This window comes from Streptomyces peucetius (genome assembly GCF_025854275.1).
Lineage (GTDB): Bacteria > Actinomycetota > Actinomycetes > Streptomycetales > Streptomycetaceae > Streptomyces > Streptomyces peucetius_A.
This window is the reverse complement of the sequence record NZ_CP107567.1, coordinates 4,518,839-4,543,018: the sequence shown is the minus strand read 5'-3', so window position 1 is coordinate 4,543,018 and position 24,180 is coordinate 4,518,839. Positions and strand designations below refer to the sequence as shown.

The following is a 24,180-nucleotide window of genomic DNA, read 5'->3' as shown; positions in this document are numbered from 1 at the left end:
CTCCTCGCGGCATGACAGCGCTTCGAACCCCGTCTTCATTTCGGATGTGGCAACGGGGCTTGACCTTGACCGTGCGTCAAGGTTGGAGCCTCGTCTCATGACGAACAACAGCACTTCCCCGGCTCGGCTCGCCCCGCCGGTCGGAGGGTTCCAGGAGATCGACGGCCGCCGTGTCTTCGTGCATCGGTCGGGCAGCGGCGGACCGGCCGTCGTGTTCCTGCCGGGCGCCGGCGCGGTCGGCCTGGACTATTTCGGTGTCCAGCAAGGTGTTTCGCAGTTCACCACCGCCGTGGTGTACGACCGCGGCGGCACGGGCTACAGCGATCCCCTCCCGCTGCCGCGCACCGCCGCCGCGGTCGCCACGGAGCTGCACGAGCTGCTGCGCGCCGAGGACCTCGCCGCCCCGTACGTTCTGGTGGCGCACTCCCTCGGCGGTGCCTACGCGCATCGGTTCGCGCAGCTGTACCCGCAGGACGTGGCCGGGCTGGTCTGGTTGGACGCCTTCCACCGCGACTGGGACGACTTCATGCCTCCCGCGATGGGTCTGGCCGCGACCGAACAGATGGCACCTGGTCCGGAGCAGCTCGAACAGATGCGCCCGGCCCTGGGCGAGATGCACGCCGAGTTGCTCGCGACCTACCCGGAGCACCTGCGGAAGCCCCTGATCGATGCCAAGGCGAGCGACGAATGGATGCGCGTCGGCATCGCCGAGCGGAGCAGGTTGGTCGAACTCGCCACCGAACTGAAGGCCGGGCCGAACATTCCTGACGTTCCGGTGGTCGCTCTCACCGTGTTGGGCACTGCCCCCGCCCAGCAGGCGCCGACGTCAAAGCGGACGTTGCGAGAGCTGCACGACGGCAGGACGAGAATGGACGCCGCCCTGGTGAGCGCCGTCTCGCACGGGGAACAACGCGTCCTCTCCGACACCCACCACCACCGGCTCTGCTTCGACCGCCCCGATGCCGTGGTCCAGGCGGTCCGCGACGTCGTCGACCGGGCGGCCCGTCCCTAGACTCGCCACGACCAGGCCCGACGACCAGAGGTGAACGGTGCTGACGATCAGCCAACTCGCGGCGACAGCCGGCGTGACCGTGCGCACCGTTCGCCACTACCACCACTTCGGCCTGTTGCCCGAGCCCGAGCGCGATTCCTCCGGGTACCGCTGTTACAGCGCGCAAGCCGCGGTGGATCTCATCCGGATCAGGACCCTCGCCGATGCCGGTGTTCCGCTGGCCCGTATCGACGCGCTGCTGCATGCACAGCCGACCGAATTCGCCTCGGCCATCACCGACATCGACGCCGAACTGCAGCGCAAGATCGACCAGCTCACCGAGTACCGCCGCCGGATCGCCGAACTGGCGAGCGGCGAAAGGCTGGTCCTGCCTCCCGAGGTGGTCGCCGTCCTGGACCGGATGCGCGGTCTCGGGGTCAGCGAACGGAGGGTACGGCTCGAGCGCGACTCGTGGATCCTGATTCAGGCACTGGACCCGCGTTCCATGCCGCAACGGATACGGGACAAGAACGCCAGATTCGACGACCCCGGGACGACGCGCCTGTATCTCGCCTGTGATCAGTCTGTCGACTGGGATCCGCAGGATCCGCGCCTGGACCGGCTCATCGACGAGCTGGACGCATGGGAGATCAAGCACGAACGGGAGCGCAGCCGGCCGGGGAACCTGCGGCTGGTCTTCTCCCGGATCTTCGACGAGGCATCACCGGCATGGCAGCGCATCCTCGACGCGCTCGCCCACCGCGCCGAGCAGCGCCGGACCGCCGGTCACGACAGCTGAAGCCGGCTCGCCGGTCACGTCCGGCAGCCGATGTCCGGGGCTTCACAAAGTCCCCGTAGTACCGGGCGAGTCGGGTGGCGATCCCGCTGACGGGCCGCTCGTGGGCGATGCCGTCCTCGGCGATCGGCGTGTCCCAGTGGCTGGTCGGGGCGGCGGCGTCGACACCGGTTGGCCTGGCCGGAGCGCTGATCCGGAGCACGTGGCCGGTTGCGCCTGGCCGGAGCGCGTGGCCGGACGCCCGGCCCGGACGTGACGGGCGCCGCCCGGCGGGGCCGCCCGCAGACCTACGGCCGCTGCCACCCCGGGTCCCGGCCGGTCAGGGCCAGCAGACGGTCGAGGTCGGATGCCCCTGCGCCGCCGCCGGGCAGGGGGAACGGCTCACCGAAGACGCCCATCTTCCGGCCCGTGGGGGCCAGCTGCTCGAAGGCGGCGAGCACGTCGACGACCACGACCGGGTCGGGTGTGTACTGCTGTCCGGTGGCCCGGGCAAGGTCCCACGCGTGCACGGTCAGATCGCCGAGAGCCATCCGGCCGACGACACCGGCCGGCATCCGCATCGCGCCCGAGGTGCCCTCGTCCGCGCCGGGCGCCGCCCAGGCCCTCACGAGCGCGGCCGTCTCGTCCGCGAAGGCGGCGCGCCAGCCGCCGTGGCCGACGTAGTCCGCTTCCGCGGAGAAGTCGGTGTCCTCCTTCGCCGCCAATGCCTGGAAGTTGACCACCACCTGGAAGAGGTGGTTCGCCAGTCCCTTCACGTCGTACTCGGCGCACGGGGTGGGATCGCCCAGCTGCTCGTCGGTGATGCTCCGCACGACCGGGACAGAGCGCTCCGCCGCCGCTTCGAGCAGGTCACTGATGCTTTTCGTCATGGGCCCACCGTAGGCACGGCCGCCAGGGGCGCGTATTGAAAAAACGCGACACCGGGCCGTCCTAGGATCGGCACATGACCGGCCCCCGGCGTGACACGCGGGGCATCGTGGATGCCCGTGAGCTTCTCGCCCGCGTGCGCTTCCGCCGCCGCGCGCCCGCGCCCGCCCTGCGTCCGTACCTCGAGCACTACTGGCTCATCGACTGGGACCTGACCGAGCCGTACGCCTCCCATGTGGTGCCGCACCCGTCGGTGAACGTGGTCTTCCAGCAGTACGGCGACGAGCCCGCCCGGGCAGAGGTCGCCGGCATCGGGCTGGAGCTGTTCACTCGGAAACTCGCCGGGAGGGGGCGGGTGTGCGGGATCCAGTTCCGGCCCGGTGGCTTCCGGCCGTTCGCCCCGCGGCGGCCGGTGTCCGACTGGACTGGCCGGCGGCTGCCCATCGGGGACGTACTGCTGCCGGACGCGGACGAGTCGGCTCTGCGCGCCACCGTGAGCGCGGTCGTCGGTCCGGAGGAGGATGATGCCCGGGTTGCGGCGCTGGACACCTTTCTGCTGGACCTGGATCCGCAGCCCGACCCGCAGGCGGAGCGGGCCATGGAGCTCGTCAGCCGGATCCGTAACGACCGCTCCGTGCGGCGCGTCGCCGGACTCGCCGCCACGGAGGGCCTGTCGGCCCGCTCCCTGCAACGGCTGTTCGCGACGTACGTGGGGGTGGGCCCCAAGTGGGTCATCCTGCGCTACCGCATCCACGAGGCGCTGGAACGCGCGGAGCAGGCAGGCGGACCGTCAGGGAGCCCGGAAGACGGACTCGTAGGCGGACCGGCCGGCGGACCCGTGGGCGGACCGGCCGGCGGCGTCGACTGGGCGGCGCTGGCCGACGAGCTGGGCTACAGCGACCAGGCGCATCTCGTACGGGACTTCACCGCCACCGTGGGGGTCCCTCCGTCGGCGTACGCCAGGTCCGAACGGTAGGCGGCCGGGCCGCTGTCGGACCCGCGCCCTACAGTGCGGGCATGGACGGCAAGAACACCCCGGTACGGATCGAGCCCTGGTCCGAGGACGACCTGGACCTGCTCCGCGCGGCGAATGCCCCGGCGCTGATGAACCACCTCGGCGGCCCGGAGACGGAGGAGCAGCTCCTCACCCGCCATCGCCGGTACGTCGACATGAGCGCCGACTCCACAGGGCGCGGTCGGATGTTCCGCATCGTCGTGGACACCGGGGACGGGGAGGCCGCCGGGACCGTCGGCTTCTGGGAGCAGACCTGGGAGGACGAGCAGGTCTACGAGACGGGCTGGAGCGTCCTGCCGGGCTTCCAGGGCCGTGGGATCGCGACGGCGGGGACGCTGGCGGTGGTCGAGGCGGCCCGGGCCGAGCGCAGGCACCGCTTCCTGCACGCCTTCCCCTCCGTCTCCAACGGTGCGTCGAACGCGGTGTGCCGGAAGGCGGGCTTCGTCCTCGTCGGCGAGTGCGACTTCGAGTACCCGCCGGGCAATCTGCTGCGCTCCAACGACTGGTGCCTCGATCTCGGGCCGATACCGGGCTGAGCGGTACGCGCGCCGGCACGGAGGGCAGGCCGCCGACGTGCGTGCGGGCCCCGGGACGCGAAGTCGCGCCGCAGCCGGTGGTTCGGGGTGGGTGGTTGTCGCATCGGCGGCCCGGGCCGAGCTGGTGTCGGCCGGACGGCGGCGCGGCGTCGGCGACGCGGGACGGCGGCGCGGCGTCGGCGGCACGGCGGAGGCATGGCGCCGACAGTGGGGAAAGTACTGGCCGGTCCGGCGCGGCCGATGACATGCTGGCGCCGTGAAGAGACCGGAGATCACCATCGAGGTCGCCCCCGAGCTGCGGCTTTTCGTCCCCTCGGACTACCGCTCCGGGCGCCGGACCCTGGCCACGGACGGCTCGTCGACCCTCGGCCATGTCGTGGAATCGCTGGGCGTGCCGCTGACGGAAGCCGGCCGGCTGCTGGTCGACGGCCATCAGGTCCCGGTCTCGCACGTCCCGGGCGACGGGGAGCACGTCGAGGTGTGCGGCGTGGAACGCCCTCAACAGGTCCCCGGCGCTCCGCTCCGCTTCCTCCTCGACGTGCACCTCGGCACGTTGGCCCGGCGGCTCCGCCTGCTCGGCGTCGACGCGGCCTACGAGAACGAGGACATCGGCGACCCGGCCCTCGCCACCCTCTCCGCGAAGGAGCGGCGGGTGCTGCTGTCCCGCGACCGCGGACTGCTGCGGCGGCGGGAGATCTGGGCCGGCGCGTACGTCTACAGCGACCGTCCCGATGATCAACTGCGGGACGTACTGGAACGGTTCACGCCGGCGCTGGCCCCCTGGACGCGCTGCACCGCCTGCAACGGTCCGCTGAAGGACGCGGACAAGGACGCGGTCCAGGAGCAGCTGCAGCAGGGCACGCAGCGCACCTATGACGTCTTCGCCCAGTGCACCGCCTGCGGCCGCGTCTACTGGCGCGGTGCCCACCACTCCCGTCTGGAGGCCATCGTCGCCGACGCCCTGCGCACCAGCGGTGCGTGAGGCGTCGGGTCGAACCTCAGGGCCGGCGTCCGTCGAACCTCAGGGCCGCTCCGCACGCTCCGCGGCCGGGACTGCGGGTCGCTCCTCCGTCAGATAGCGCTGCACCGTCGGAGCGAGCCAGCTGACGATCTCTTCACGCGTCATCTCCACGGCCGGCGGGAAACGCAGCACATATCGGGCCATGGCCATGCCGAGTATCTGTGAGGCGATGAGCGCGGCCCGTCGCGGCGCTTCCGCCGGGTCGGGGCAGAGCGCCACGGCTATGGGCCCCACCTGGTCGCGGAAGATCGCGCGGGCACGCTCGGCGGCCGCCTCGTGGGTGACGGCGGCACGCAGCAGTGCCATCAGCACGTCGTCCTGCTCCCAGCGGTCGAGGAAATGCGAGACGAGGACGGCACCGGCGTGCCGGGCGGGGAGGGCCCCGAACTCCGGAAGCCGCAGGTCGAACTCGGAAGCGGCGGCGAAGAGGCCCTCTTTGTTCCCGTAGTAGCGCATGACCATCGAGGGGTCGATCCCCGCGTCGCGGGCGATCGCGCGGATGGTGGCGCGTTCGTACCCGTCGGTCGCGAAGCGCTCGCGGGCGGCTTCGAGGATCGCGGCCCGCGTGGCATCGGAGCGGCGCGGCCCCGTCGGTGCTTCCGTCGTCATGCCAACAACTGTAGGCCAACAACCGTTGACACGCCAGAGCCGCCAGGTCTACCGTTGCCAACAAGCGTTGACCAACAAGCGTTGGCCCGCGAGCCCACAATCGTTGACCGACGGCGCGGCTTTCCAGCGCCCGGATCGAGGAGGCAGCCATGAGCGGCACGCCCAGCACCGGAAGCACGGACCCCGGCGTCCACCGCCCGGCCTCGGAGCCGGACTTCGACACCGACGTCGTCATCGTCGGCGCCGGTCCCACCGGCATGCTGCTCGCAGGCGATCTCGCCTCCGCGGGCGTCGGCGTCACGGTCCTGGAGCGCCGCCCCCACGAGACCAGCAACATCACCCGCGCCTTCGGTGTGCACGCCCGCACCCTGGAGCTTCTCGATGCCCGCGGCCTGGCCGACGAGCTGGTGAAGACGGGCACCGCGATCACCGGCCTGAGGCTGTTCCGGCACCTGTCCCTGGACCTGTCCCGGCTGCCCTCCCGCTTCCCGTTCCTCCTCATCACCCCGCAGTACGAGGTGGAGAAACTGCTGGAGCGCCGCGCCCTGGCCGCCGGCGCCGTCTTCCGTCACGGGACGGAGCTCACGGGCCTGGACCAGTCAGGCACCTCGGTCACCGCCCGGGTCCAGGACGCGACCGGCGCGCACACCGCCCTTCGCGCGCGTTTCGCGGTCGGGACCGACGGCGTGCGCAGCACCGTGCGCAAGGCGCTCGGCCTGCCCTTCCCCGGCGTCTCGGTGATCAGGTCCATCGTGCTCGCGGACGTGAAGCTCGCCGACGAGCCCGCGGACCTGCTCACGGTCAACGGCGTGGGCGACGCCTTCGCCTTCGTCGCCCCGTTCGGCGACGGCTGGTACCGGGTCATGGGCTGGAACCGCAGCCGCCAGGTCCCCGACAGCGAGCCCGTCGACCTGGACGAAGTACGCGAGATCACCCGCCGTGCCCTCGGCACCGACTTCGGGATGCACGACGCCCGCTGGATCTCCCGCTTCCACAGCGACGAGCGCCAGGCCCCGTCGTACCGCAAGGGTCGCGTCTTCCTCGCCGGCGATGCGGCGCATGCCCACTCCCCCGCAGGCGGCCAGGGCATGAACACCGGCCTGCAGGACGCGGCGAACCTGTCCTGGAAACTCGCCTCCGCCATCCAGGGCCACACCCCCGACCCCGAAACCCTGCTCGACACCTACGAATCGGAGCGCCACCCGGTCGGCGCGGCGGTCCTGCGCAGCAGCGGCGCCATCGTGCGCCTGGCCATGGCACACACCCCGATCCGGCGCGCCGCCCGCTCACTGGCGGCCCGCTTCCTGAACTCGGTCCGGCCCGCCGCAGCCAAGGCGATGGGCATGATCTCGGGCATCGGCATCTCCTACGGCGCGCCGCGCGGCTCCCACCGCCTCACCGGCCGGCGCGCCCCCGACCTGCGGCTCGCGGAAGGGCGTCTCTACGAACTGCTCCGCGAGGGCGACTTCGTGCTGGTCGGCCCCTCCGGCCCGGTGCCCGGCGCGCCGGATGCACCCGGGCGCGTCATCCGGGCCCACTGGACGACGGACCGGCGCTCCGCGGTCCTGGTCCGCCCCGACGGCTACATCGCCTGGGCCGCCGACCACGTGGAGCCGCGATGACCGGTCCGGCCCGCCCCGGTCAGCGACGTCAGAAGACGTACCGGTCGCCCGTGGCCGGCGCCAGGACCCGGTGCTCGTTGTTCTCCGTGTTCCGGTCGCTCGCGCCGCCGTTCCAGACCGTGCCGACCCGCACGACGACCTCCTGCGGAAGACCGGCCATCCGCAGGTCCAGGCGGGTGCTGCGGCCAAGGCCGTCCGCCGAGAGCGGCCCCATGGCGCAGAGCACATCCCGCTCACCCGCACGCAGACACTCGCTCGGCAGCCGCGGAGCACCGACCGGGGCCGCCGACAGGGAGAGCCGTACGGTCACGTCCTCGAGGTGGGCCGGCCCGTGGTTCCGGGTCGTCAGCGAGATCCTGAGCCGCCCGTCGCTCAGCGAGACATGGCCGTGGTGGGCCACGTCGGACTCCGGCGCGACGGCCGGGCCGTCACCACCGGCGCTCGCCGCCCCCGACCCGGTCAACAACAACACCGCTGCGGCCCCGGCCGGCAACGCCCTACGCATCACAGACATAGCCAGAAGATACCTATCCGTCCGCAATTAAGTGTGATTGTCGGCCCGTTCCGGCGCGTCACCCCGATCTATTCTGGCGTCACGTCGATCACCATCGATCACACGTGCAAGGAGCTGAGGCATGAGCACCGCTGGGCCCCCCGTCGCCGTCGTCACCGGAGCAAGCAGCGGCATCGGCGCGGCCACCGGACGTCAACTGGCCGCCGCCGGCCACCACGTCGTCCTCACCGCCCGCCGCAAGGACCGCATCGAGGCCCTGGCCGCCGAACTCACCGCCGCCGGCCACCGGGCCTCCGCCCACGCGCTCGACGTGACCGACCGCCCCGCCGTCGACTCCTTCGCCGCGTCCCTCGACCGCTGCGACGTCCTCGTGAACAACGCCGGCGGCGCCCTCGGCGCCGACCCGGTGGCCACCGGCGACCCCGCCGACTGGCGCCGCATGTACGAGGTGAACGTCATCGGCACGCTCAATCTCACCCAGGCACTGCTCCCCGCCCTCACGGCGAGCGGCGACGGCACCGTCGTGATCCTCTCCTCCACCGCCGGTCTCAGCACCTACGAAGGCGGCGGCGGCTACGTCGCGGCCAAGCACGGCGAGCACGTCCTCGCCGAGACCCTTCGCCTGGAGATCGTGGGCACTCCGGTCCGCGTGATCGAAGTCGCCCCCGGCATGGTGAAGACGGACGAGTTCGCCACGACCCGCTTCCGGGGCGACACGGACAAGGCCGCCAAGATCTACGCGGGCGTGGCCGAGCCGCTCACCGCCGACGACGTGGCCGGCACCATCACCTGGGCCGTCACCCGCCCGTCCCACGTGAACATCGACCTGCTCGTCGTCCGGCCCCGCGCTCAGGCATCCAACTCGAAGGTGCACAGGGAGCTGTGATGACCGACGGACCCGCCATCACCCGCCTCACGGCCGGGGACCTGCCCGCCGCGGCCCCCGCTCTCGCCGCGCTACTCCTCGACGCGGTGGACGACGGAGCCTCCGTGGGCTTCACCGCGTCCCTCACCTCCGAGCAGGCCGCCGCCTGGTGGGCGTCCCTGGCGCCCGCCCTCACCGACGGCCGCGTGGTCCTCTGGGCCGCCCACGACGGCGACCGGCTCATCGGCACCGTCCAGCTCGGCTGCGAGACGTCCCCCAACGGCCGCCACCGCGCCGAGATAGCCAAGCTCCTGGTCCACCGCGCCGCCCGGGGCCGCGGCACCGCCCGCCGGCTCCTGAGCACGGCAGAGGAGTTCGCCCGCACCGACGGCCGCACCCTGCTGATGCTGGACACCCAGACCGGCAGCGCCGCCGAGAAGCTCTACCGCACAGCGGGCTGGACCCCGCTCGGCACCGTCCCCGACTACGCCGCCGACCCCTCGGGCACGCTCCGCCCGACCACGTTCTTTCACAAGTCCCTGCTCGTCCCGGGCGCATAAGGGCCCGGCGCACCGGGGACGAGCGCGCAAAAAGGCCCCGGACCGTTCCGGTCCGGGGCCCGCCGGGAGCGGCGTGGCGACTGCTCCTCAGCCCTTCACACAGACGACCTGCTTCAGCTTCGCGACCACCTCGACCAGATCCCGCTGCTGGTCGATGACCTGCTCGATCGGCTTGTACGCACCGGGGATCTCGTCCACGACACCCGAGTCCTTACGGCACTCCACGCCTCGCGTCTGCTCCTCCAGGTCCCGCGCCGAGAAGCGCCGCTTCGCCGCGTTGCGGCTCATCTTGCGGCCGGCGCCGTGCGACGCGGAGTTGAAGGACGCCTCGTTCCCGAGCCCCTTCACGATGTAGGAGCCGGTGCCCATCGAGCCCGGGATGATCCCGAAGTCGCCGCTGCCGGCACGGATCGCGCCCTTACGGGTGACCAGCAGGTCCATGCCCTCGTACCGCTCCTCCGCCACGTAGTTGTGGTGGCAGCTGATCTCCTGCTCGAAGGTGACCTTGGCCTTCCTGAACTCCTTGCGGACCACTTCCTTGAGAAGCCCCATCATGACGGCGCGGTTGTACTTCGCGTACTCCTGCGCCCAGAAGAGGTCGTTGCGATAGGCGGCCATCTGCGGGGTGTCGGAGATGAACACGGCGAGGTCGCGGTCGACGAGACCCTGGTTGTGCGACAGCTTCTGCGCCTCACCGATGTGGTACTCGGCGAGCTCCTTGCCGATGTTCCGCGAACCGGAGTGCAGCATCAGCCAGACAGAACCGGATGTATCAACACACACTTCCACGAAGTGGTTGCCCGATCCCAGCGACCCCATCTGCTTCGTCGCCCGCTCGCGGCGGAACTTGACCGCGTCCGCGACCGTGTCGAACCGCTCCCAGAGGTCGTCCCAGCCGCCCGCCGAAAGGCCGAACACCCTGCCGGGGTCCACCATCTCGTCGTGCATGCCGCGCCCCACCGGGATGGCCTGCTCGATCCTGGAGCGGAGCCGGGAGAGATCGCCCGGCAGGTCGTTCGCGGTCAGCGACGTCCGCACCGCCGACATGCCGCAGCCGATGTCCACACCGACGGCGGCCGGGCAGACGGCGCCGTGCATCGCGATGACGGAGCCGACCGTCGCGCCCTTGCCGTAGTGCACGTCCGGCATGACGGCGAGGCCCTTGATCCACGGCAGCGTGGCCACGTTCCGCAGCTGCTGCAGCGCGACGTCCTCGACCGTCGACGGGTCGGCCCACATACGGATCGGGACCTTGGCGCCCGGCATCTCCACATAAGACATAACTACTCGATTCCCCCGAAATGACATGAAACGCAAAAGCCGCGATCAATGGCCGCGAAAGGGTCGACAGACCGGCGGCAGCGGCAGCGTGTGCGATAGACATTGTGTCCATCGGCCTCCGGGGGGCGGCAACCGGTTTTCGCCCCGACAGCAGCAACGGAGCAGACTCAGAAAGGAGCCCCCAGCGTGCAACGAAAGGCGTATGTCCCCTCCGTGGCGGCGCTTCTCACGGCGCTCGTCACCGGCTGCACCACCGGCAGCGGCGCCGAGGGCTCCGACATCGACGCCAAGGCCGAAGGGGCGGCGTCCCCCGCGGCGGCTCCCGGCAAGTACCGCACGCTCCTCGAGCCGTGCGGGTCCGTGGAGCGTTCCACCCTCAGGGACCTGCTGCCCGGCACGGCGACGCTGCCCGAGGACCAGCAGCAGAAGGTGCTGCGCGGCACCGCGGGCGTCACCTACGACACGGACCGTCGGGTCGCCTGCAGCTGGCAGGGGGACTCTCCGAACGCCTCGCACAAGCTCCGGGTCGACTTCGAGCGGGTCGTCTCCTACGACCCGGCCGTCAGCGACGACGCCCGTGCGCAGGAGGTCTTCGCGAAGAAGCAGTCGTCCGCCTCCGTCCCGATCGCGACCGCGCCCCCGGAGGAGCCCTCCGGCGAGGAGAGGGCCGAGGGGGACGACGGCTCGCCGTCGGCCACCATGAGCCCCGCCGGCGGCGGCGAGACGGACGGCACCGCACGTCCCGGCGCCTCGACGGACACGGCGGCCGATTCCGCCACGTCGGCCACGCCCGCGGGCCCGTCCTCCGGCGCCCCCGCCACGACGGGACTCGAGCCGCGGGTGGTGGAGGGACTCGGCGACGCCGCGTTCATCGACGATGTGCTCGGCCGTGCCGGTTCCACGGCGCAGCGCCGCACCGTGAGCGTGGTGTTCCGCACATCGAACGTGATCGTCACCGTGGTCTACGGCGAGCAGCCGGCCCTGTCGACCAAGGTCCCCGACAGCAAGGAACTGCAGGACAAGGCGCAGAGTCTGGCCAGGAAGCTGGCGGAGCAGTTCGACGAGTGAACGGACTCCGCGGCCGCCCGCCCGTCCGTCCCCTTCGGCCGGTCCGGCCCGTCGCGGTGATGCGTCCGCGTACGGTGGCCCTCGCCGGACCGATCGACGACGACCGACGATCGACCGTCGACCGACCGAGCAGCCGGCTCTCCGACTGACTGACCGACCGACCGACTGAAGGAACCATGCACCGTTCAGCCCCGCGACTCACCCGCATACTCGCCTGCGCCGCCGTCCCGGTGATGCTCGTCGTCGCAGGCTGCTCGTCGGACTCCGACAGCAAGTCCAAGGACTCAGCCACCGCCTCCCCTACCCCCGAGGCGAAGAAGTCCCCGACCGTCGCTCCCGCCACGTTCGGCAAGCTGCCGGAGCCGTGCGACTCGATCGGCGAGAAGACGATCGAGGACCTGGTGCCCTCCGCGAAGTCCAAGAGCGGGACGGAGGGCAAGTCGTCGGACATCTCACGGCGCGGCAGCTGCTCCTGGAACGGCCTGGACGACAACGGGGTGAAGGGCTCGCAGTACCGCTGGCTCGATGTCTCGTTCCTCCGCTACGAGTCCGACGCCACCCTCGCGGTGAGCGCCGAACAGCGCGCCGAGGAGTCGTACGACAAGGAGATCGCGAAGGCCCAGGCCAGCGAGGGCGCCAAGGACGTCAAGACCTCCCCGGCCGCCGGCATCGGTGACGAGGCGACGACGGTCACCTACAAGCTGCGCAAGACGGGCGAGGACTTCACTTACGCGACAGTCGTGGCCCGCACCGAGAACGGCGTGGTCACGCTCACCTACAACGGCACGGGATATGCCGGGGCGAAGAACCCCTCGACGTCCGACATCACGAAGGGCGCCGTGAAGGCCGCGAAGGAGGCCGTGGCCTCGGTCGCGACCGCCAACAAGTAGTACACAAGTGCGTAACGCCGGGAGCCCGGGCGGTCCGGCTCCGGTGGCATGTGCCAGGCTGTGCCCGCCGGTTCGGGAATCCTGCCCGGGATCCGGTTCGGGACCCCGCACGGGATCCCGTTCGGAAGCCGGTTCGGAATCCGGTTCAGGAATTGGGGAGGGTCGCGGGTGGCCGCGATGCAGCTGACACGTACGCACCGAATACTCATCGGCGTGGTGGTCGCGGGTGCGTTGGTCATCGCCGCGATCGGCTTCGCCGGATCGTACGCCGCCGTGCGCGAACTCGCCGAGCAGAAAGGCTTCGGCAGCTTCTCGCTCGTCTTCCCCATCGGCATCGACGCGGGCATCTGCGTCCTGCTGGCGCTGGACCTGCTGCTGACGTGGATGCGCATACCGTTTCCGCTGCTGCGTCAGACGGCCTGGCTGCTGACGTTCGCGACGATCGCGTTCAACGGTGCCGCGGCCTGGCCCGACCCGCTCGGCGTCGGGATGCACGCGGTGATCCCGATCCTCTTCGTGGTCGCCGTCGAGGCGGCCAGGCACGCGGTCGGCCGGATCGCCGACATCACGGCCGACAAGCACATGGAGGGCGTGCGCCTCACCCGCTGGCTGCTCTCGCCCGTCCCGACGTTCAAGCTGTGGCGGCGGATGAAGCTGTGGGAGCTGCGCAGCTACGAGCAGGTGATCAAGCTCGAGCAGGACCGGCTGATCTACCAGGCCCGGCTGCAGGCCCGTTTCGGACGGTCGTGGCGGCGCAAGGCCCCGGTCGAGGCGCTGATGCCGCTGCGGCTCGCGAAGTTCGGCGTGCCGCTGGCGGAGACCGCTCCGGCAGGTCTGGCGGCCGCGGGCATCGAGCCGGTGCTGCTGCCGCCGGCCCCGGCGCAGCCGGAGCTGGAGTCCAGGGCGGCCCGGGCCGAGGAGCCGGCCGTGGTCCCCGAGGAGGCGCCGAGCCAGTGGTTCGCCACACCTTCGAAGGCGGAGTACCACGGCGAGTACGACCCGAACTACGAACTGCCCGTCTACGACCCCCCGCAGGAGCATCAGGCCTGGTACGACGAGCAGCCGCAGCAGATCCCGGTGCCGCAGCCACGCCGTCCGGAGCCCGAGCCGGCACCGGCCGGGGTCCAGGCACCGGCCGAGGCTCAGGCGCCGGTCGGGGTGCAGGCGCCGGAGCCGCAGTTCCAGGTGCCCAACGGAGCGGGCGGTACGCGGCCGTTGGGTGAGGGCGTGAAGGAAGCGGCGCCGTCGGACGACGAGCTGTACCAGGTGTTCCGGCACTCGATAGAGGGTGAGGGCATGCCGACGCCCGGTGCCTTCGCCGGGAATGTCGAGGCCGCGTACGGGCTTCGCCTCCAGTCGCGCGACCTGAACCAGTACATGGACCGGTTCACCGCCCGTCTCAACGGTGAGCTGATGGACGACCACATCGCGTAGGACCGGCAGCGCCGCGCATGCCCGGAGTCGGGGTCGACGGTCACGTCGGCGGTCGGCGCCGGCGTCGGCGGCCGGCGATCGGCTCTTGCGGTGACGCGCCTTCGAGCGGCCAGCACTGGCGCAGGGCCCCACCCCGCCCGGGGTGAGGCCCTGCGAAACGCGCGACGCGGCGTCAGGCGCCGAGGAGCTTCCGTACCCGGTCCGCGCCGACCGCCAGCAGCAGCGTCGGCAGGCGCGGGCCTGTCTCGCGGCTGACCAGCAGGCGGTAGAGCAGGGCGAAGAAGGAACGCTGGGCGACCTTCAGTTCCGGGGTCGGCTTGGCGTCCGGCTCGAGACCGGCCATCACCTTCGGCACCCCGTAGACGAGCGTGGTCAGGCCGTCGAGCGACCAGTGCGTGTCCAGGCCCTCCAGCAGCAGGCGCAGCGACTCGCGCCCCTGGTCGTCGAGTGAACCGAGCAGCTCGGTGTCGGGCTCGGAGCGGACGACGGTCCGGGCGTCGGCCGGGACCTGGGTGGTGATCCAGTTCTCGGCGCGGTCGAGCCGCGGGCGGGCCTCGTCCAGCGAAGCCAGCGGGTTCGCCGGGTCGAGGTCGCTGAGGATGCGGATCGTCTGCTCGTCGTGGCCGGCGGTGATGTCGACGACCGAGGCGAGCGTCCGGTACGGCAGCGGGCGCGGTGTGCGCGGCAGCTCGCCGGCGGCGGTGCGGACGGCACGGGAGTACGCGGCGGCGTCGGCCGGCAGGGCGGTCCCGTCCTCGACCTTGGCGGCGAGTTTGTCCCACTCGTCGTAGAGACGCTGGATCTCCTGGTCGAAGGCGATCTTGAAGGACTGGTTGGGCTTGCGGCGCGCGTACAGCCAGCGCAGCAGTGGCGCCTCCATGATCTTCAGCGCGTCGGCCGGGGTGGGCACGCCGCCTCGCGAGGACGACATCTTGGCCATGCCGCTGATGCCGACGAAGGCGTACATCGGGCCGATCGGCTGGACGCCGTCGAAGACCTCGCGCACGATCTGCCCGCCGACGACGAAGGACGAGCCCGGCGAGGAGTGGTCGACACCGCTCGGCTCGAAGATCACGCCCTCGTACGCCCAGCGCATCGGCCAGTCGACCTTCCAGACCAGCTTGCCGCGGTTGAACTCGCTCAGCCGGACGGTCTCGCCGAAGCCGCACGCCGTGCAGACGTAAGCGAGCTCGGTCGTGTCGTCGTCGTACGAGGTGACGGTGGTCAGGTCCTTCTCGCACTGCCCGCAGTACGGCTTGTACGGGTAGTACCCGCCCGCGCCGCCGCTGCCGTCGTCCTCGGCGGCCGCACCCGAGCCCTCGGCCGCTTCGAGCTCGGCCGCGTCGACCGGCTTCTGCGACTTCTTCGCGGGGGCCTTCTTGGTGCGGTACTGGTCGAGGATCGCGTCGATGTCGGCGCGGTGCTTCATCGCGTGCAGGATCTGCTCGCGATAGACGCCGGACGTGTACTGCTCGGTCTGGCTGATGCCGTCGTACTCGACGCCCAGCTCGTCCAGAGCGGCGGTCATCGCGGCCTTGAAGTGCTCGGCCCAGTTCGGGTGGGACGATCCGGCGGGGGCCGGGACCGAGGTCAGCGGCTTGCCGATGTGCTCGGCCCACGAGGCGTCGATGCCCTCGATGCCGGCCGGCACCTTGCGGTAGCGGTCGTAGTCGTCCCACGAGATCAGGTGGCGGACCTCGTGCCCGCGGCGCCGGATCTCGTCGGCGACCAGGTGCGGGGTCATGACCTCGCGGAGGTTGCCCAGGTGGATGGGGCCGGAGGGGGACAGACCGGAGGCGACGACGACCGGTTTGCCAGGCGCACGTCGCTCCGACTCGGCGATGACCTCGTCCGCGAAACGGGAGACCCAGTCGGTCTCGGTGCTGCTCTGAGCCACGGTCGGCACGTCCTTCTTTCTCGAAAGCTGGATTGAGCTCCTGGCCATTCTCCCAGACGGAGGGCGTTCCTCCGGCTCGCCTCGTGCGCCACTGTCCGGCTCGCCCGCGCGCCGCCCCCTCGTCGCCCGTACGCTGCCTCCTGCTCCGGGAAACGACTTGCCCCTCCGTGGGATACTTGACCACCGCAACATTCAGTGAAAGCACACCTCAACCGGAACGGAAGCTCATGGCCTCGGTCCCTTCCCTCGCTTCGACCGTGCAGCAGCGCCTCGCGGACGCCCTTTCGGCAGCCCTGCCGGAGGCCGGGATGGCCGACCCTTCCCCTCGCCCTTCGGGCTGGGGAGACCCCATGCTGCGACGAAGCGACCGGGCCGACTTCCAGGCCAACGGCATCCTGGCGCTCGCGAAGAAGCTCAAGGGCAACCCGCGCGAGCTGGCGGTCAAGGTCGTCGACGCGATCCCGGCGAACGACGTGGTGAAGGACATCGAGGTCTCGGGCCCCGGCTTCCTGAACATCACGATCACCGACAAGGCGATCACCGAGACCCTGGCCGCCCGTGCCGCGGACGACCGTCTCGGCGTGCCGTTCGCGGCGGACGCCGGTACGACGGTGATCGACTACGCCCAGCCGAACGTGGCGAAGGAGATGCACGTCGGTCATCTGCGGTCCGCCGTGATCGGCGACGCCATGGTGCAGATCCTGGAGTTCACGGGCGAGAAGGTGGTCCGCCGCCACCACATCGGCGACTGGGGCACCCAGTTCGGCATGCTCATCCAGTATCTGATCGAGCACCCGCACGAGCTGGACCACAAGGAGGGCGACGCCGCGCCGGAGGTCTCCGGTGAGGAGGCGATGTCCAACCTGAACCGCCTCTACAAGGCCTCGCGTGCCCTGTTCGACTCCGACGAGGAGTTCAAGGAGCGGGCCCGGCGCCGGGTGGTGGACCTCCAGTCCGGGGACGAGCAGACCCTGGCACTGTGGCAGCGGTTCGTCGACGAGTCGAAGATCTACTTCTACTCGGTCTTCGAGAAGCTCGACATGGAGATCCGCGACCCCGACATCGTCGGCGAGTCCGGGTACAACGACATGCTCGACGAGACCTGCCGCATCCTCGAGGAGTCCGGCGTCGCCGTGCGCTCCGAGGGCGCGCTGTGCGTCTTCTTCGACGACGTGAAGGGCCCGGACGGCAACCCGGTGCCGCTGATCGTGAAGAAGTCCAACGGCGGTTACGGCTACGCCGCCACCGACCTCTCCGCGATCCGCAACCGTGTCCAGACCCTCGACGCGAACACGCTGCTCTACGTCGTGGACGCCCGCCAGTCACTGCACTTCAAGATGGTTTTCGAGACCGCGCGCCGGGCCGGCTGGCTGAACGAGAAGGTCAAGGCCCACCAGCTCGCCTTCGGCACGGTGCTGGGCAAGGACGGCAAGCCGTTCAAGACCCGTGAGGGCGAGACGGTGCGGCTGGTGGATCTGCTGGACGAGGCGATCGACCGGGCGACGGCCGTGGTGCGCGAGAAGGCCGAGAAGGTGGGCCTGACCGAGCAGGAGATCGTCGAGAACGGCCGGTACGTGGGCATCGGCGCGGTGAAGTACGCCGACCTGTCGACGTCCGCGGTGCGCGACTACAAGTTCGACCTGGACCAGATGGTGTCGCTGAACGGCGACACGTCGGTCTACCTCCAGTACGCGTACGCCCGTATCCAGTCGATCAAGCGCAAGGCGGGCGACCGCAGCCCGCTGGCCCACCCCGAGCTGCCGCTGGCCCCGGCGGAGCGGGCGCTGGGTCTGCACCTGGACCAGTTCGGCGAGGTGCTGGCGGAAGTCGCGTCGTCGTACGAGCCGCACAAGCTGGCCGCGTACCTGTACCAGCTGGCGTCGCACCTGACGACGTTCTACGACCAGTGCCACGTCCTCAGCGCGGACAACGCGCCGGAGGTCGTGGAGAACCGCCTGTTCCTGGTGGACGTCACCGGCCGCACCCTCCACCGGGGCATGGCGCTGCTGGGCATCCGGACGCCCGAGCGTCTCTGATCACACGATTCCGCACACTGGCCGGACGAGTCAGCGAGCCACCCACTCGCTCTTGTCCGGCCAGTAGTCGTACATGGGGCGGCCTTCGGCGGCACTGGTACGGAACGGCTTGCCCCCGTCGTCGACGCGGACGGTTCCGCTCCGGTCACCGCTGCTCCAGGCGACCTCCAGGTACCAGCTGACGTCGTGCTCCTCGGTGTGCACGTCGAAGTTGAGAACCTGCGGATCGTTCGACGCCACCTTGTACGGGAAGTCCTTGGCCGGCACGGTCAGGTCGCCGTCCGTTCCCGCGACGGGCTTCGCCACGGGGCCGCCCGCGTCGAGGTCGATGTCGAAGGTCTGCGGGGTGACCCCGCTGCCGCATCCCTCGCCCATCGAGTACGCGTTCCACGCGAGTGCCGCGCCCCGCGCCACGGTCCGTACGTGCACGGCGTTGATGACGACCGAGTCCTCGGTCCTGCCGGTGGCGGTCAGCTGGAGATGCATACGGCCGGCGTCGATGCCGCCGAGCACGCCGGCCCAGCGCCGGCGGTCCTGCGGGGCGGGCGGCGGGGGACTCCGTCCGGCTTCCCGTCGAACAGGTAGTACTGGCCGCACGGCGAGGCCCAGTTGTACGAGCTGATCCCGACGCGCAGCGGTACGCCGCCGGCCGGGGCGGTGTTCTGCCGGCCGGCCTCCGGCGAGGGGTCGGCGCCGCGGGGGGAGTCACCGGGGGCCCGGCTGCCGCTGCTCGGCGAAGCGCTCTGCGGGGCCGACGGGGAACCGGAGAGCGTACGGGACGCGCCCCCGGTCGGCGCGACAGCCCCGGCGGGTGACTCGGCCCGGGCCGCCGCGTCGCCGGAACCGCTGCTGTTGCCGTTGCCACGGCCGCTGCTCGCGACGACGGCGACGGCGACGGCGAAGGCCACGACGGCAGACGCGGCGAGCGCCACGAGAAGGCGCTTGCGCAGGACGCGGCTCCCGCCACCACCCCGCGGCTCGGCAGCGCTGCTCACCATGACCAACACCGGCTCGAAGCCGTGCAACGCGTACCACGCGCCGCTGCTGCGCTTCGACGAGGCACAGGCGGCGACCGCGATCGACGCCGCCAGCAAGCCGCAGGCCGTCGTCACCCTCGCCCCCGGCGAATCCGCCTACGCGTCCGTCATACTGGTGGCGGCCGACGGCAGCGGGAACCACGGCGGCGAAGCTCGCGGTGAGCTTCGCGCCGCGCGGCGGCTCGGGTTCGACGGACGCCGCTCCGGCCGTCGTCCGGCTGCCGGCCGACACGTACATCGACTCGACGACGACCGTCAGCCACTGGCAGAACTCCATGGACGACGCCCTTATGTACTGACTTGTCGACCACCGGCGGCGTGGAGCCGCCGACCGTTCACCGGACGATGTCGTGTGAGGGCCTCCCGGACGCCTCGTCGATCTCCGTGTGAGCCTTCTGCAGCAGCTGGGAGGCGAGGTCCATCAGGGCACGTGCGCCCGCGATCTCCTCGCCGACCAGCAACTGCGGCTGGTCGGACCGGTGCCGATTCGCGTTTCCGTGACCGCGGTATTCCGTACCGTCACCGAGCCTCACCATGGCGGCCGCCCTCGTGCGGTCGCCGTCTTCCTTGAACTCCATCTCGATGTGCCATCCGACGAGTGTCTGCATGACGGACCACCTCCAGCGGTTCCCCTTCAAGGGTGCGCCGCACGGCTGCTGATCGCGAGCCCGCGGCACGGCTCGGGCGCCCGCGTTCCCGGGCCCCGCCCGGGGACTGCCCTCAGGGCCGGGGTGCACCGAAGTACACCCCCGGGGCGGGGGCGGGCCGGCTGCCCGTGGGAGGCCGGGCTCCGTACCGTCACGGCCATGCCGCTGCGGCCCGTGCCTGGACGACGACGAGACCCTGACCCGCGCCGAGGCGCTGCGTCACGCGCGACGTCTGGACGGGAAGTTCGAGGTGCCGCTGCGTACCGTGCCGGCCGGGGATCTCGTCGCGGCGGACGACGAGGAGACGCGCTACGGCCCGGTCTACGGCACTCGGCTGCTGCCCCGCACCCCGGCCCACGCCTTCACCTCCGGCCGTTTCCACCGCGTTCCGGTGCTGCACGGCATCAACCGCGACGAGGAGACGTTCCGCATCTGGGGCCAGTAGTTCGAGAAGCGCCGGCGGCTCCAGGATCCGGCGGCCACCCTCGACGAAGGCGACGTACGGGCGCCGCCGCGTTCGGGCCGGAAACGGTCGACGGCATCCTGCCCGCTACCCGGCCGGGGCGTGGGGCGGCTCGCACGGCAGGGCCCTCGCCGCCGCGATGACGGACGCGCTGTGGGCGCGTACGGCGGTGGAGACGAACAGGGCGCTGGGGGCGAGGCCCCGGACGTACGCGTACGAGTTCGCCGAGGCGTCCAACCCGTGGTTCCAGGGGCTTCCCCGGGAAGTCTCCCGGTCGGCGCGCCGCATCTGGCCGAGCTGCCCTACCTCTTCGACATGGCGTGGGCGGAGCCGCTGACCGGGCACCAGCCCGCGCTCGCCGCCTCGCTGATCGGCATCTGGTCGGACTTCGCCCGGACCGGCCGAGCGGCCTGGAAGCCGTACACGCCGGCCTCGCCCCAGGTGCGGTCGCTGTCGTCCGCCGGGGACCGTCCGACGGACTTCGAGGCCGAACACCGGTACCCGTTCTGGAAGGGTCTCTGAAGTTACCGCCGGTTCTCATTGGTCTATACCTTGACTCGATCACGTCAATAGCGCTTGAGTGGGCGCACAGCCCCCCACCGCGGCCGAGCCCGGAGGGCAACTACGGCTCCGGGTAAGGCCGTTGCGCTCAAAGGAGTGATCGAGTGCTGAGAACACGTCTCATGGCCCTGCTGGTCGCGATCCTCGCCGCCACCGGGCTCGCCGCGGTCCTGATGCCCTCCGCGTCCGCGGCGTCGGCGGCCACCGTCTGCGACACCGCTCCGAACTGGCAGCAGGGCGCCTGGTACACAGCTGGCAACGTTGTCAGGTACAACGGTTCGTACTACATAGCCGAGCACGACAATCCGGGCTACAGCCCGACGGTCAGCACCTGGTACTGGGACCCGTACACCTGCAGCGGCGGGGGCACCCCCTCCCCGTCCGGCTTCGTGGTCAGCGAGTCGCAGTTCAATCAGATGTTCCCGAACCGGAATTCCTTCTACACCTACAGCGGCCTGAAGGCGGCCCTGAGCGCCTATCCGGGCTTCGCCAACACCGGCAGCGACACGGTGAAGAAGCAGGAGGCCGCGGCCTTCCTCGCGAACGTCAGCCACGAGACCGGCGGCCTGGTCCACATCGTCGAGCAGAACACCGCCAACTACCCGCACTACTGCGACTGGAGCCAGCCGTACGGCTGCCCGGCCGGCCAGGCCGCCTACTACGGCCGCGGACCGATCCAGCTCAGCTGGAACTTCAACTACAAGGCCGCGGGCGACGCACTCGGCATCGACCTGCTGAACAACCCGTGGCGGGTCCAGAACGAGGCCGCCGTGGCCTGGAAGACGGGCCTTTGGTACTGGAACACCCAGCGCGGCCCCGGCACGATGACCGGCCACGACGCCATGGTCAACCAGGCCGGCTTCGGCCACTCCATCCGCTCGATCAACGGCTCCCTGGAGTGCGACGGCAAGAACCCGGCGCAGGTCCAGAGCCGGGTCAGCAAGTACCAGCAGTTCGCCCAGATCCTGGGCGTGCCGACCGGCGGGAACCTCTACTGCTGAGGACCCGCCGCCACTGAACGGGCCGCGGACCGGGGAGACTTCGTCCCCCGGCCGCGGCCGCCCCATCTCCGGCAACGCACCGGTGCGGGTGGCGGACCTTGCTCGTCCCACGGTTCACCACCCCGCACGCCGTGCGTGTCCTCCGCCCACCCGGTGGGTGTCGTCAGGCGCGAACGCCCACGCGTCGACGCCGACGGGACACGACGAACGCCCCGGCAGCCAACGCTCCGGCAGCCATGGCGGTGCCGATGGCCGTCTCCGCCGTGCCGAGGGACTGGGAGCCTCCCAGGCCGCCCTGCGTCGCGGTTCCCTTGAGGACTGTGAAACCGGCGTGGGCACTGCGGCCCGAGCACGTCACGGTCAGGGTCGCCGCCCCTGGGGTAGCGGTGTTGTACACGCGGGCCGTGGTCGTGGTCCTCGAACCCGCGGGCAGGCGCACAGTGGGGAACGCCGCCGAGGTGACCGTACCGCCGCTCGTACACCCGCTCGCCGTCACGGACAGCGTCGCGCCCTGATGCACCTGTGACGGACTCACGCTCACATTCGTCGGGCCGCGTCCGTCCGGCGCACCGCCCGCCCACGCCACTGCCGGCGACAAGGCCAGCACCATGCCGGCGACGCCGGCTCCTGTCGCTATCCGGGAAAACCGCATCGATCTCTCCTCCGCAAGAGCACCGTCCCGAAGAAGTCCCGGGAGACGGGCCAACGCTGTGCCGCGCACCACACTCGCCGCGATCAGCGGCGACGACACGTCCACATCACGCCGCTCCAGCCCGGGTGATTCCGCATGTCCCCAGGTCAGGGCTCCTTTACAGGGGCAGAGGGAGAGGGCCGGGGGATTGATGCAAATGGCCTATGCCTCTCGAATTCGCACCACACCACCTTGCCGGGTTCGCGCGGCCCCACCCCCCACCGGTCGGCCAGCGCGTCCACCAGCAGCAGGCCGCGCCCCGACTCGCCCTCCGGCCGGCGCACGCGGGGTCTCCCGTAGCCGCTGTCGTGCACCTCGACGCGCAGGGCGCACCCCTGCTCGTACAGCCACATCCGCAGCAGGTACCCGCGGCCCGGCGGTACGCCGTGCACCAGCGCGTTGGCCGCGAGTTCGCTCACGCAGAGGGTGACGTCGCCGGCCCCCGCGCCCCACTCCCAGGCGGTCAGCGCCTCACGGGCGAACTCCCGCGCGGCGCGCTCCGACCGGCGCTCACGCCGGCAGAACAGCTCGCGCACGTCCTCGTGTTGCATCGTCTTGTCCACGGGAACGAGAGTCGCGGCGGGTGAGCGTCCGGCTGCACTCCGCCGACCCGTACATTTCGTTTGTACCGGTCGCGCAGGCGTAACGTACGGACGGGTCCGGGCAGTTGGTCGGACATGCACCCCAGGAGACGCCACCGGAAGCACGCGTCGGCCATGCGGCTGGTCGGCCGCCGGCTCGCCCGCTTCCGCAAGGCCGCGGGCCTCACGCAACGGGAACTCGCGACGGAGTTCAACCTGGCGGAGGAGACCGTCGCCTCCGTCGAGCAGGGCCGCCGCCCGCTGGAACCGGACCTGGCGCAGAGTTTCGACGACCGTCTGGAGACCAAGGGCGCGCTGTCGGTCGCGGTCGAGCACATGCCGGAGGTGGACCTGATCCCGGCGTGGGCGGTGGAGTACATGGATCTGGAGCGGGAGGCGAGAACCCCGGCGGTCCGGTGCTCACGCTCGCACCGGCCGCCTGGGCGGCCTTCGTCAGCGACCTGCGCTGAGGCCTGGACGTCCCGCTCACATCTCCCCCTCCGCGCCGTCGGCGGCGGCGGGGGGGACCCATTCGACGAACTGGACGATCACTCCGTTCGGGTCGGTGATCTGGAAGAGCCGCTCACCCCACGGCTCCTCGCGCAGCGGCATGGTGATCTCGACGCCCTCGCCGCGCAGCCGCTTCTCCTCGGCCTCCAGCCCCGTGAGAGTGAAGGCGAGGATCAGTCCGCCGGCGTGCTGGTCGCGCTGCTCCGCAGGCAGGACCTCGATGCCGCGCTGCAGCAGAACGATGTCCACTGCGGCGTCGGACCGGGTGAGGGAGGCGAAGCCGTCGGCGGCGGCCTGCTCCTGGTAGCCGAGGTGGGTGGTGAAGAAGGCCTGCGAAGCGGCCACGTCGTCGACGGTGAGGGAGACGGTGGAGGCGGTGATCTTCAAGGCGGGTTCCTTTTCGGTGGGTTGAGGGGGCCGGCGCGCCACGGTGGCGGTCGGGTCGGTCAGTAGGAGCTGCGGCGCGGGAGGTTCCGTGCGCGGCGATGGTTGTCCTGGAAGCGGACGGGGTGGAGCTGTACGGACTGTCGACCGCCTTGCTGCCGTCCTCGGGCGGCCGGGTTGCCGGCTGCCTGGTCGGCGAGGAGCTTGGCGAGATCGATTCGCTGCATGCGATGGTCCTCTCGACAGAAACTTACGTTGGACGTAAACTTAGACCGAGGAGAGCGAGGGTGTCAACGTAAATTT

28 protein-coding genes and 2 pseudogenes are annotated in these 24,180 nt (G+C 71.0%); 19 read left to right on the top strand and 11 right to left on the bottom strand.

The annotated features are described in order from the left end of the window. Nucleotides 1-97 precede the first annotated feature (97 nt). Nucleotides 98-1,012 (top strand): alpha/beta fold hydrolase, encoded by a 915-nt coding sequence (locus OGH68_RS20965; protein WP_264246206.1) that lies wholly within the window; start codon nt 98-100, stop codon nt 1,010-1,012. A gap of 37 nt (nt 1,013-1,049) precedes the next feature. Next, a complete protein-coding gene (locus tag OGH68_RS20960) occupies nt 1,050-1,790 on the top strand; it encodes a MerR family transcriptional regulator (RefSeq protein ID WP_264246204.1) in 741 nt (246 codons plus the stop codon). Nucleotides 1,791-2,074: 284 nt separating this feature from the next. Here OGH68_RS20960 and OGH68_RS20955 read toward each other — a convergent pair whose 3' ends face one another. Further along, nucleotides 2,075-2,656 (bottom strand): TIGR03086 family metal-binding protein, encoded by a 582-nt coding sequence (locus OGH68_RS20955; protein ID WP_264246202.1) that lies wholly within the window; start codon nt 2,654-2,656, stop codon nt 2,075-2,077. Nucleotides 2,657-2,730: 74 nt separating this feature from the next. Between OGH68_RS20955 and OGH68_RS20950 the strand changes: the two genes are divergently transcribed. The 3 genes from OGH68_RS20950 (at nt 2,731) to OGH68_RS20940 (ending at nt 5,187) form a co-directional block, all read left to right on the top strand. After that, on the top strand, nt 2,731-3,630 hold the full coding sequence (locus OGH68_RS20950; RefSeq protein WP_264246200.1) for a helix-turn-helix domain-containing protein: 900 nt from the start codon (nt 2,731-2,733) through the stop codon (nt 3,628-3,630). A 41-nt stretch (nt 3,631-3,671) separates the two neighbouring features. Continuing rightward, nucleotides 3,672-4,205 (top strand): GNAT family N-acetyltransferase, encoded by a 534-nt coding sequence (locus OGH68_RS20945; protein ID WP_264246198.1) that lies wholly within the window; start codon nt 3,672-3,674, stop codon nt 4,203-4,205. A 256-nt stretch (nt 4,206-4,461) separates the two neighbouring features. Then, on the top strand, nt 4,462-5,187 hold the full coding sequence (locus OGH68_RS20940) for a Mut7-C ubiquitin/RNAse domain-containing protein (RefSeq protein WP_264246196.1): 726 nt from the start codon (nt 4,462-4,464) through the stop codon (nt 5,185-5,187). Nucleotides 5,188-5,226: 39 nt separating this feature from the next. Here the strand turns inward: OGH68_RS20940 and OGH68_RS20935 are convergent, their stop codons facing one another. After that, nucleotides 5,227-5,835, bottom strand: coding sequence for a TetR family transcriptional regulator (locus OGH68_RS20935; RefSeq protein ID WP_264246194.1), 609 nt, complete (start codon nt 5,833-5,835; stop codon nt 5,227-5,229). A gap of 149 nt (nt 5,836-5,984) precedes the next feature. Here OGH68_RS20935 and OGH68_RS20930 point away from each other — a divergent pair, with 149 nt between their 5' ends. After that, complete coding sequence (locus tag OGH68_RS20930) at nt 5,985-7,457, top strand: FAD-dependent monooxygenase (protein WP_264246192.1); 1,473 nt, start codon at nt 5,985-5,987, stop codon at nt 7,455-7,457. Nucleotides 7,458-7,485: 28 nt separating this feature from the next. Here OGH68_RS20930 and OGH68_RS20925 read toward each other — a convergent pair whose 3' ends face one another. Beyond that, nucleotides 7,486-7,971: a hypothetical protein gene (locus tag OGH68_RS20925; RefSeq protein ID WP_264246189.1), complete on the bottom strand. Its 486-nt coding sequence runs from the start codon at nt 7,969-7,971 to the stop codon at nt 7,486-7,488. Nucleotides 7,972-8,092: 121 nt separating this feature from the next. Here OGH68_RS20925 and OGH68_RS20920 point away from each other — a divergent pair, with 121 nt between their 5' ends. Together OGH68_RS20920 and OGH68_RS20915 are read left to right on the top strand one after the other, a co-directional pair. Beyond that, nucleotides 8,093-8,857 (top strand): SDR family oxidoreductase, encoded by a 765-nt coding sequence (locus OGH68_RS20920; protein WP_264246187.1) that lies wholly within the window; start codon nt 8,093-8,095, stop codon nt 8,855-8,857. Further along, nucleotides 8,857-9,396, top strand: coding sequence for a GNAT family N-acetyltransferase (locus OGH68_RS20915; RefSeq protein WP_264246185.1), 540 nt, complete (start codon nt 8,857-8,859; stop codon nt 9,394-9,396). The genes OGH68_RS20920 and OGH68_RS20915 overlap by 1 nt, the downstream gene beginning before the upstream one ends. 87 nt (nt 9,397-9,483) lie before the next feature. Here OGH68_RS20915 and OGH68_RS20910 read toward each other — a convergent pair whose 3' ends face one another. Continuing rightward, nucleotides 9,484-10,677, bottom strand: coding sequence for an RtcB family protein (locus OGH68_RS20910; RefSeq protein WP_264246183.1), 1,194 nt, complete (start codon nt 10,675-10,677; stop codon nt 9,484-9,486). A 186-nt stretch (nt 10,678-10,863) separates the two neighbouring features. Here OGH68_RS20910 and OGH68_RS20905 point away from each other — a divergent pair, with 186 nt between their 5' ends. The 3 genes from OGH68_RS20905 to OGH68_RS20895 all read left to right on the top strand — a co-directional run bounded on the left by OGH68_RS20905 (nt 10,864) and on the right by OGH68_RS20895 (nt 14,069). Then, the gene (locus OGH68_RS20905; RefSeq protein ID WP_264246181.1) at nt 10,864-11,745 is read left to right on the top strand and encodes a DUF3558 domain-containing protein; all 882 of its coding nucleotides are present in this window, start codon (nt 10,864-10,866) and stop codon (nt 11,743-11,745) included. 176 nt (nt 11,746-11,921) lie between these two features. Then, entirely contained in the window at nt 11,922-12,635 is a 714-nt protein-coding gene (locus OGH68_RS20900; protein ID WP_264246180.1) for a DUF3558 domain-containing protein, read from the top strand. A 177-nt stretch (nt 12,636-12,812) separates the two neighbouring features. Then, on the top strand, nt 12,813-14,069 hold the full coding sequence (locus OGH68_RS20895) for a DUF2637 domain-containing protein (RefSeq protein WP_264246179.1): 1,257 nt from the start codon (nt 12,813-12,815) through the stop codon (nt 14,067-14,069). 172 nt (nt 14,070-14,241) lie between these two features. On the opposite strand, the gene lysS is transcribed toward OGH68_RS20895, so the two are convergent. Next, nucleotides 14,242-16,014: a lysine--tRNA ligase gene (gene lysS / locus OGH68_RS20890; protein ID WP_413471012.1), complete on the bottom strand. Its 1,773-nt coding sequence runs from the start codon at nt 16,012-16,014 to the stop codon at nt 14,242-14,244. A gap of 179 nt (nt 16,015-16,193) precedes the next feature. On the opposite strand from lysS, the gene argS reads away from it, so the two are divergent. Then, nucleotides 16,194-18,002 carry an arginine--tRNA ligase gene (argS, locus tag OGH68_RS20885; protein WP_264246174.1) on the top strand — a complete coding sequence of 603 codons (1,809 nt, stop codon included), beginning with the start codon at nt 16,194-16,196 and terminating at the stop codon, nt 18,000-18,002. Nucleotides 18,003-18,032: 30 nt separating this feature from the next. Here argS and OGH68_RS20880 read toward each other — a convergent pair whose 3' ends face one another. Next, on the bottom strand, nt 18,033-18,488 hold the full coding sequence (locus OGH68_RS20880; protein ID WP_264246171.1) for a hypothetical protein: 456 nt from the start codon (nt 18,486-18,488) through the stop codon (nt 18,033-18,035). A 510-nt stretch (nt 18,489-18,998) separates the two neighbouring features. Here OGH68_RS20880 and OGH68_RS20875 point away from each other — a divergent pair. Together OGH68_RS20875 and OGH68_RS20870 are read left to right on the top strand one after the other, a co-directional pair. Then, nucleotides 18,999-19,133 (top strand): annotated as a pseudogene (locus tag OGH68_RS20875) (DUF4232 domain-containing protein); the annotation flags it as partial. Between the two features lie 64 nt (nt 19,134-19,197). Beyond that, the gene (locus OGH68_RS20870) at nt 19,198-19,338 is read left to right on the top strand and encodes a hypothetical protein (protein ID WP_264246168.1); all 141 of its coding nucleotides are present in this window, start codon (nt 19,198-19,200) and stop codon (nt 19,336-19,338) included. A 36-nt stretch (nt 19,339-19,374) separates the two neighbouring features. Here OGH68_RS20870 and OGH68_RS20865 read toward each other — a convergent pair whose 3' ends face one another. Continuing rightward, nucleotides 19,375-19,647: a DUF1876 domain-containing protein gene (locus tag OGH68_RS20865; protein ID WP_264246166.1), complete on the bottom strand. Its 273-nt coding sequence runs from the start codon at nt 19,645-19,647 to the stop codon at nt 19,375-19,377. Between the two features lie 289 nt (nt 19,648-19,936). Between OGH68_RS20865 and OGH68_RS20860 the strand changes: the two genes are divergently transcribed. Then, complete coding sequence (locus OGH68_RS20860) at nt 19,937-20,131, top strand: carboxylesterase family protein (RefSeq protein WP_264246163.1); 195 nt, start codon at nt 19,937-19,939, stop codon at nt 20,129-20,131. Nucleotides 20,132-20,236: 105 nt separating this feature from the next. Here the strand turns inward: OGH68_RS20860 and OGH68_RS20855 are convergent, their stop codons facing one another. Continuing rightward, complete coding sequence (locus OGH68_RS20855) at nt 20,237-20,386, bottom strand: hypothetical protein (protein WP_264246160.1); 150 nt, start codon at nt 20,384-20,386, stop codon at nt 20,237-20,239. A gap of 3 nt (nt 20,387-20,389) precedes the next feature. On the opposite strand from OGH68_RS20855, the gene OGH68_RS20850 reads away from it, so the two are divergent. The 3 genes from OGH68_RS20850 (at nt 20,390) to OGH68_RS20840 (ending at nt 22,226) form a co-directional block, all read left to right on the top strand. Then, nucleotides 20,390-20,671, top strand: a complete 282-nt coding sequence (locus OGH68_RS20850) for a carboxylesterase family protein (protein ID WP_264246158.1) — start codon at nt 20,390-20,392, stop codon at nt 20,669-20,671. A 161-nt stretch (nt 20,672-20,832) separates the two neighbouring features. Then, entirely contained in the window at nt 20,833-21,711 is an 879-nt protein-coding gene (locus OGH68_RS20845) for a glycoside hydrolase family 19 protein (protein WP_264250196.1), read from the top strand. 320 nt (nt 21,712-22,031) lie between these two features. After that, nucleotides 22,032-22,226: a hypothetical protein gene (locus OGH68_RS20840; protein WP_264246157.1), complete on the top strand. Its 195-nt coding sequence runs from the start codon at nt 22,032-22,034 to the stop codon at nt 22,224-22,226. Nucleotides 22,227-22,509: 283 nt separating this feature from the next. On the opposite strand, the gene OGH68_RS20835 is transcribed toward OGH68_RS20840, so the two are convergent. After that, nucleotides 22,510-22,965, bottom strand: coding sequence for an ATP-binding protein (locus tag OGH68_RS20835; RefSeq protein WP_264246154.1), 456 nt, complete (start codon nt 22,963-22,965; stop codon nt 22,510-22,512). Between the two features lie 114 nt (nt 22,966-23,079). On the opposite strand from OGH68_RS20835, the pseudogene OGH68_RS20830 reads away from it, so the two are divergent. Next, nucleotides 23,080-23,289 (top strand): annotated as a pseudogene (locus OGH68_RS20830) (helix-turn-helix domain-containing protein); the annotation flags it as partial. Nucleotides 23,290-23,469: 180 nt separating this feature from the next. Here OGH68_RS20830 and OGH68_RS20825 read toward each other — a convergent pair. Both OGH68_RS20825 and OGH68_RS20820 read right to left on the bottom strand, forming a co-directional pair. After that, nucleotides 23,470-23,880 (bottom strand): VOC family protein, encoded by a 411-nt coding sequence (locus tag OGH68_RS20825; RefSeq protein ID WP_264246152.1) that lies wholly within the window; start codon nt 23,878-23,880, stop codon nt 23,470-23,472. Nucleotides 23,881-23,939: 59 nt separating this feature from the next. Further along, nucleotides 23,940-24,104: a hypothetical protein gene (locus OGH68_RS20820; RefSeq protein ID WP_264246150.1), complete on the bottom strand. Its 165-nt coding sequence runs from the start codon at nt 24,102-24,104 to the stop codon at nt 23,940-23,942. Nucleotides 24,105-24,180 lie beyond the last annotated feature (76 nt).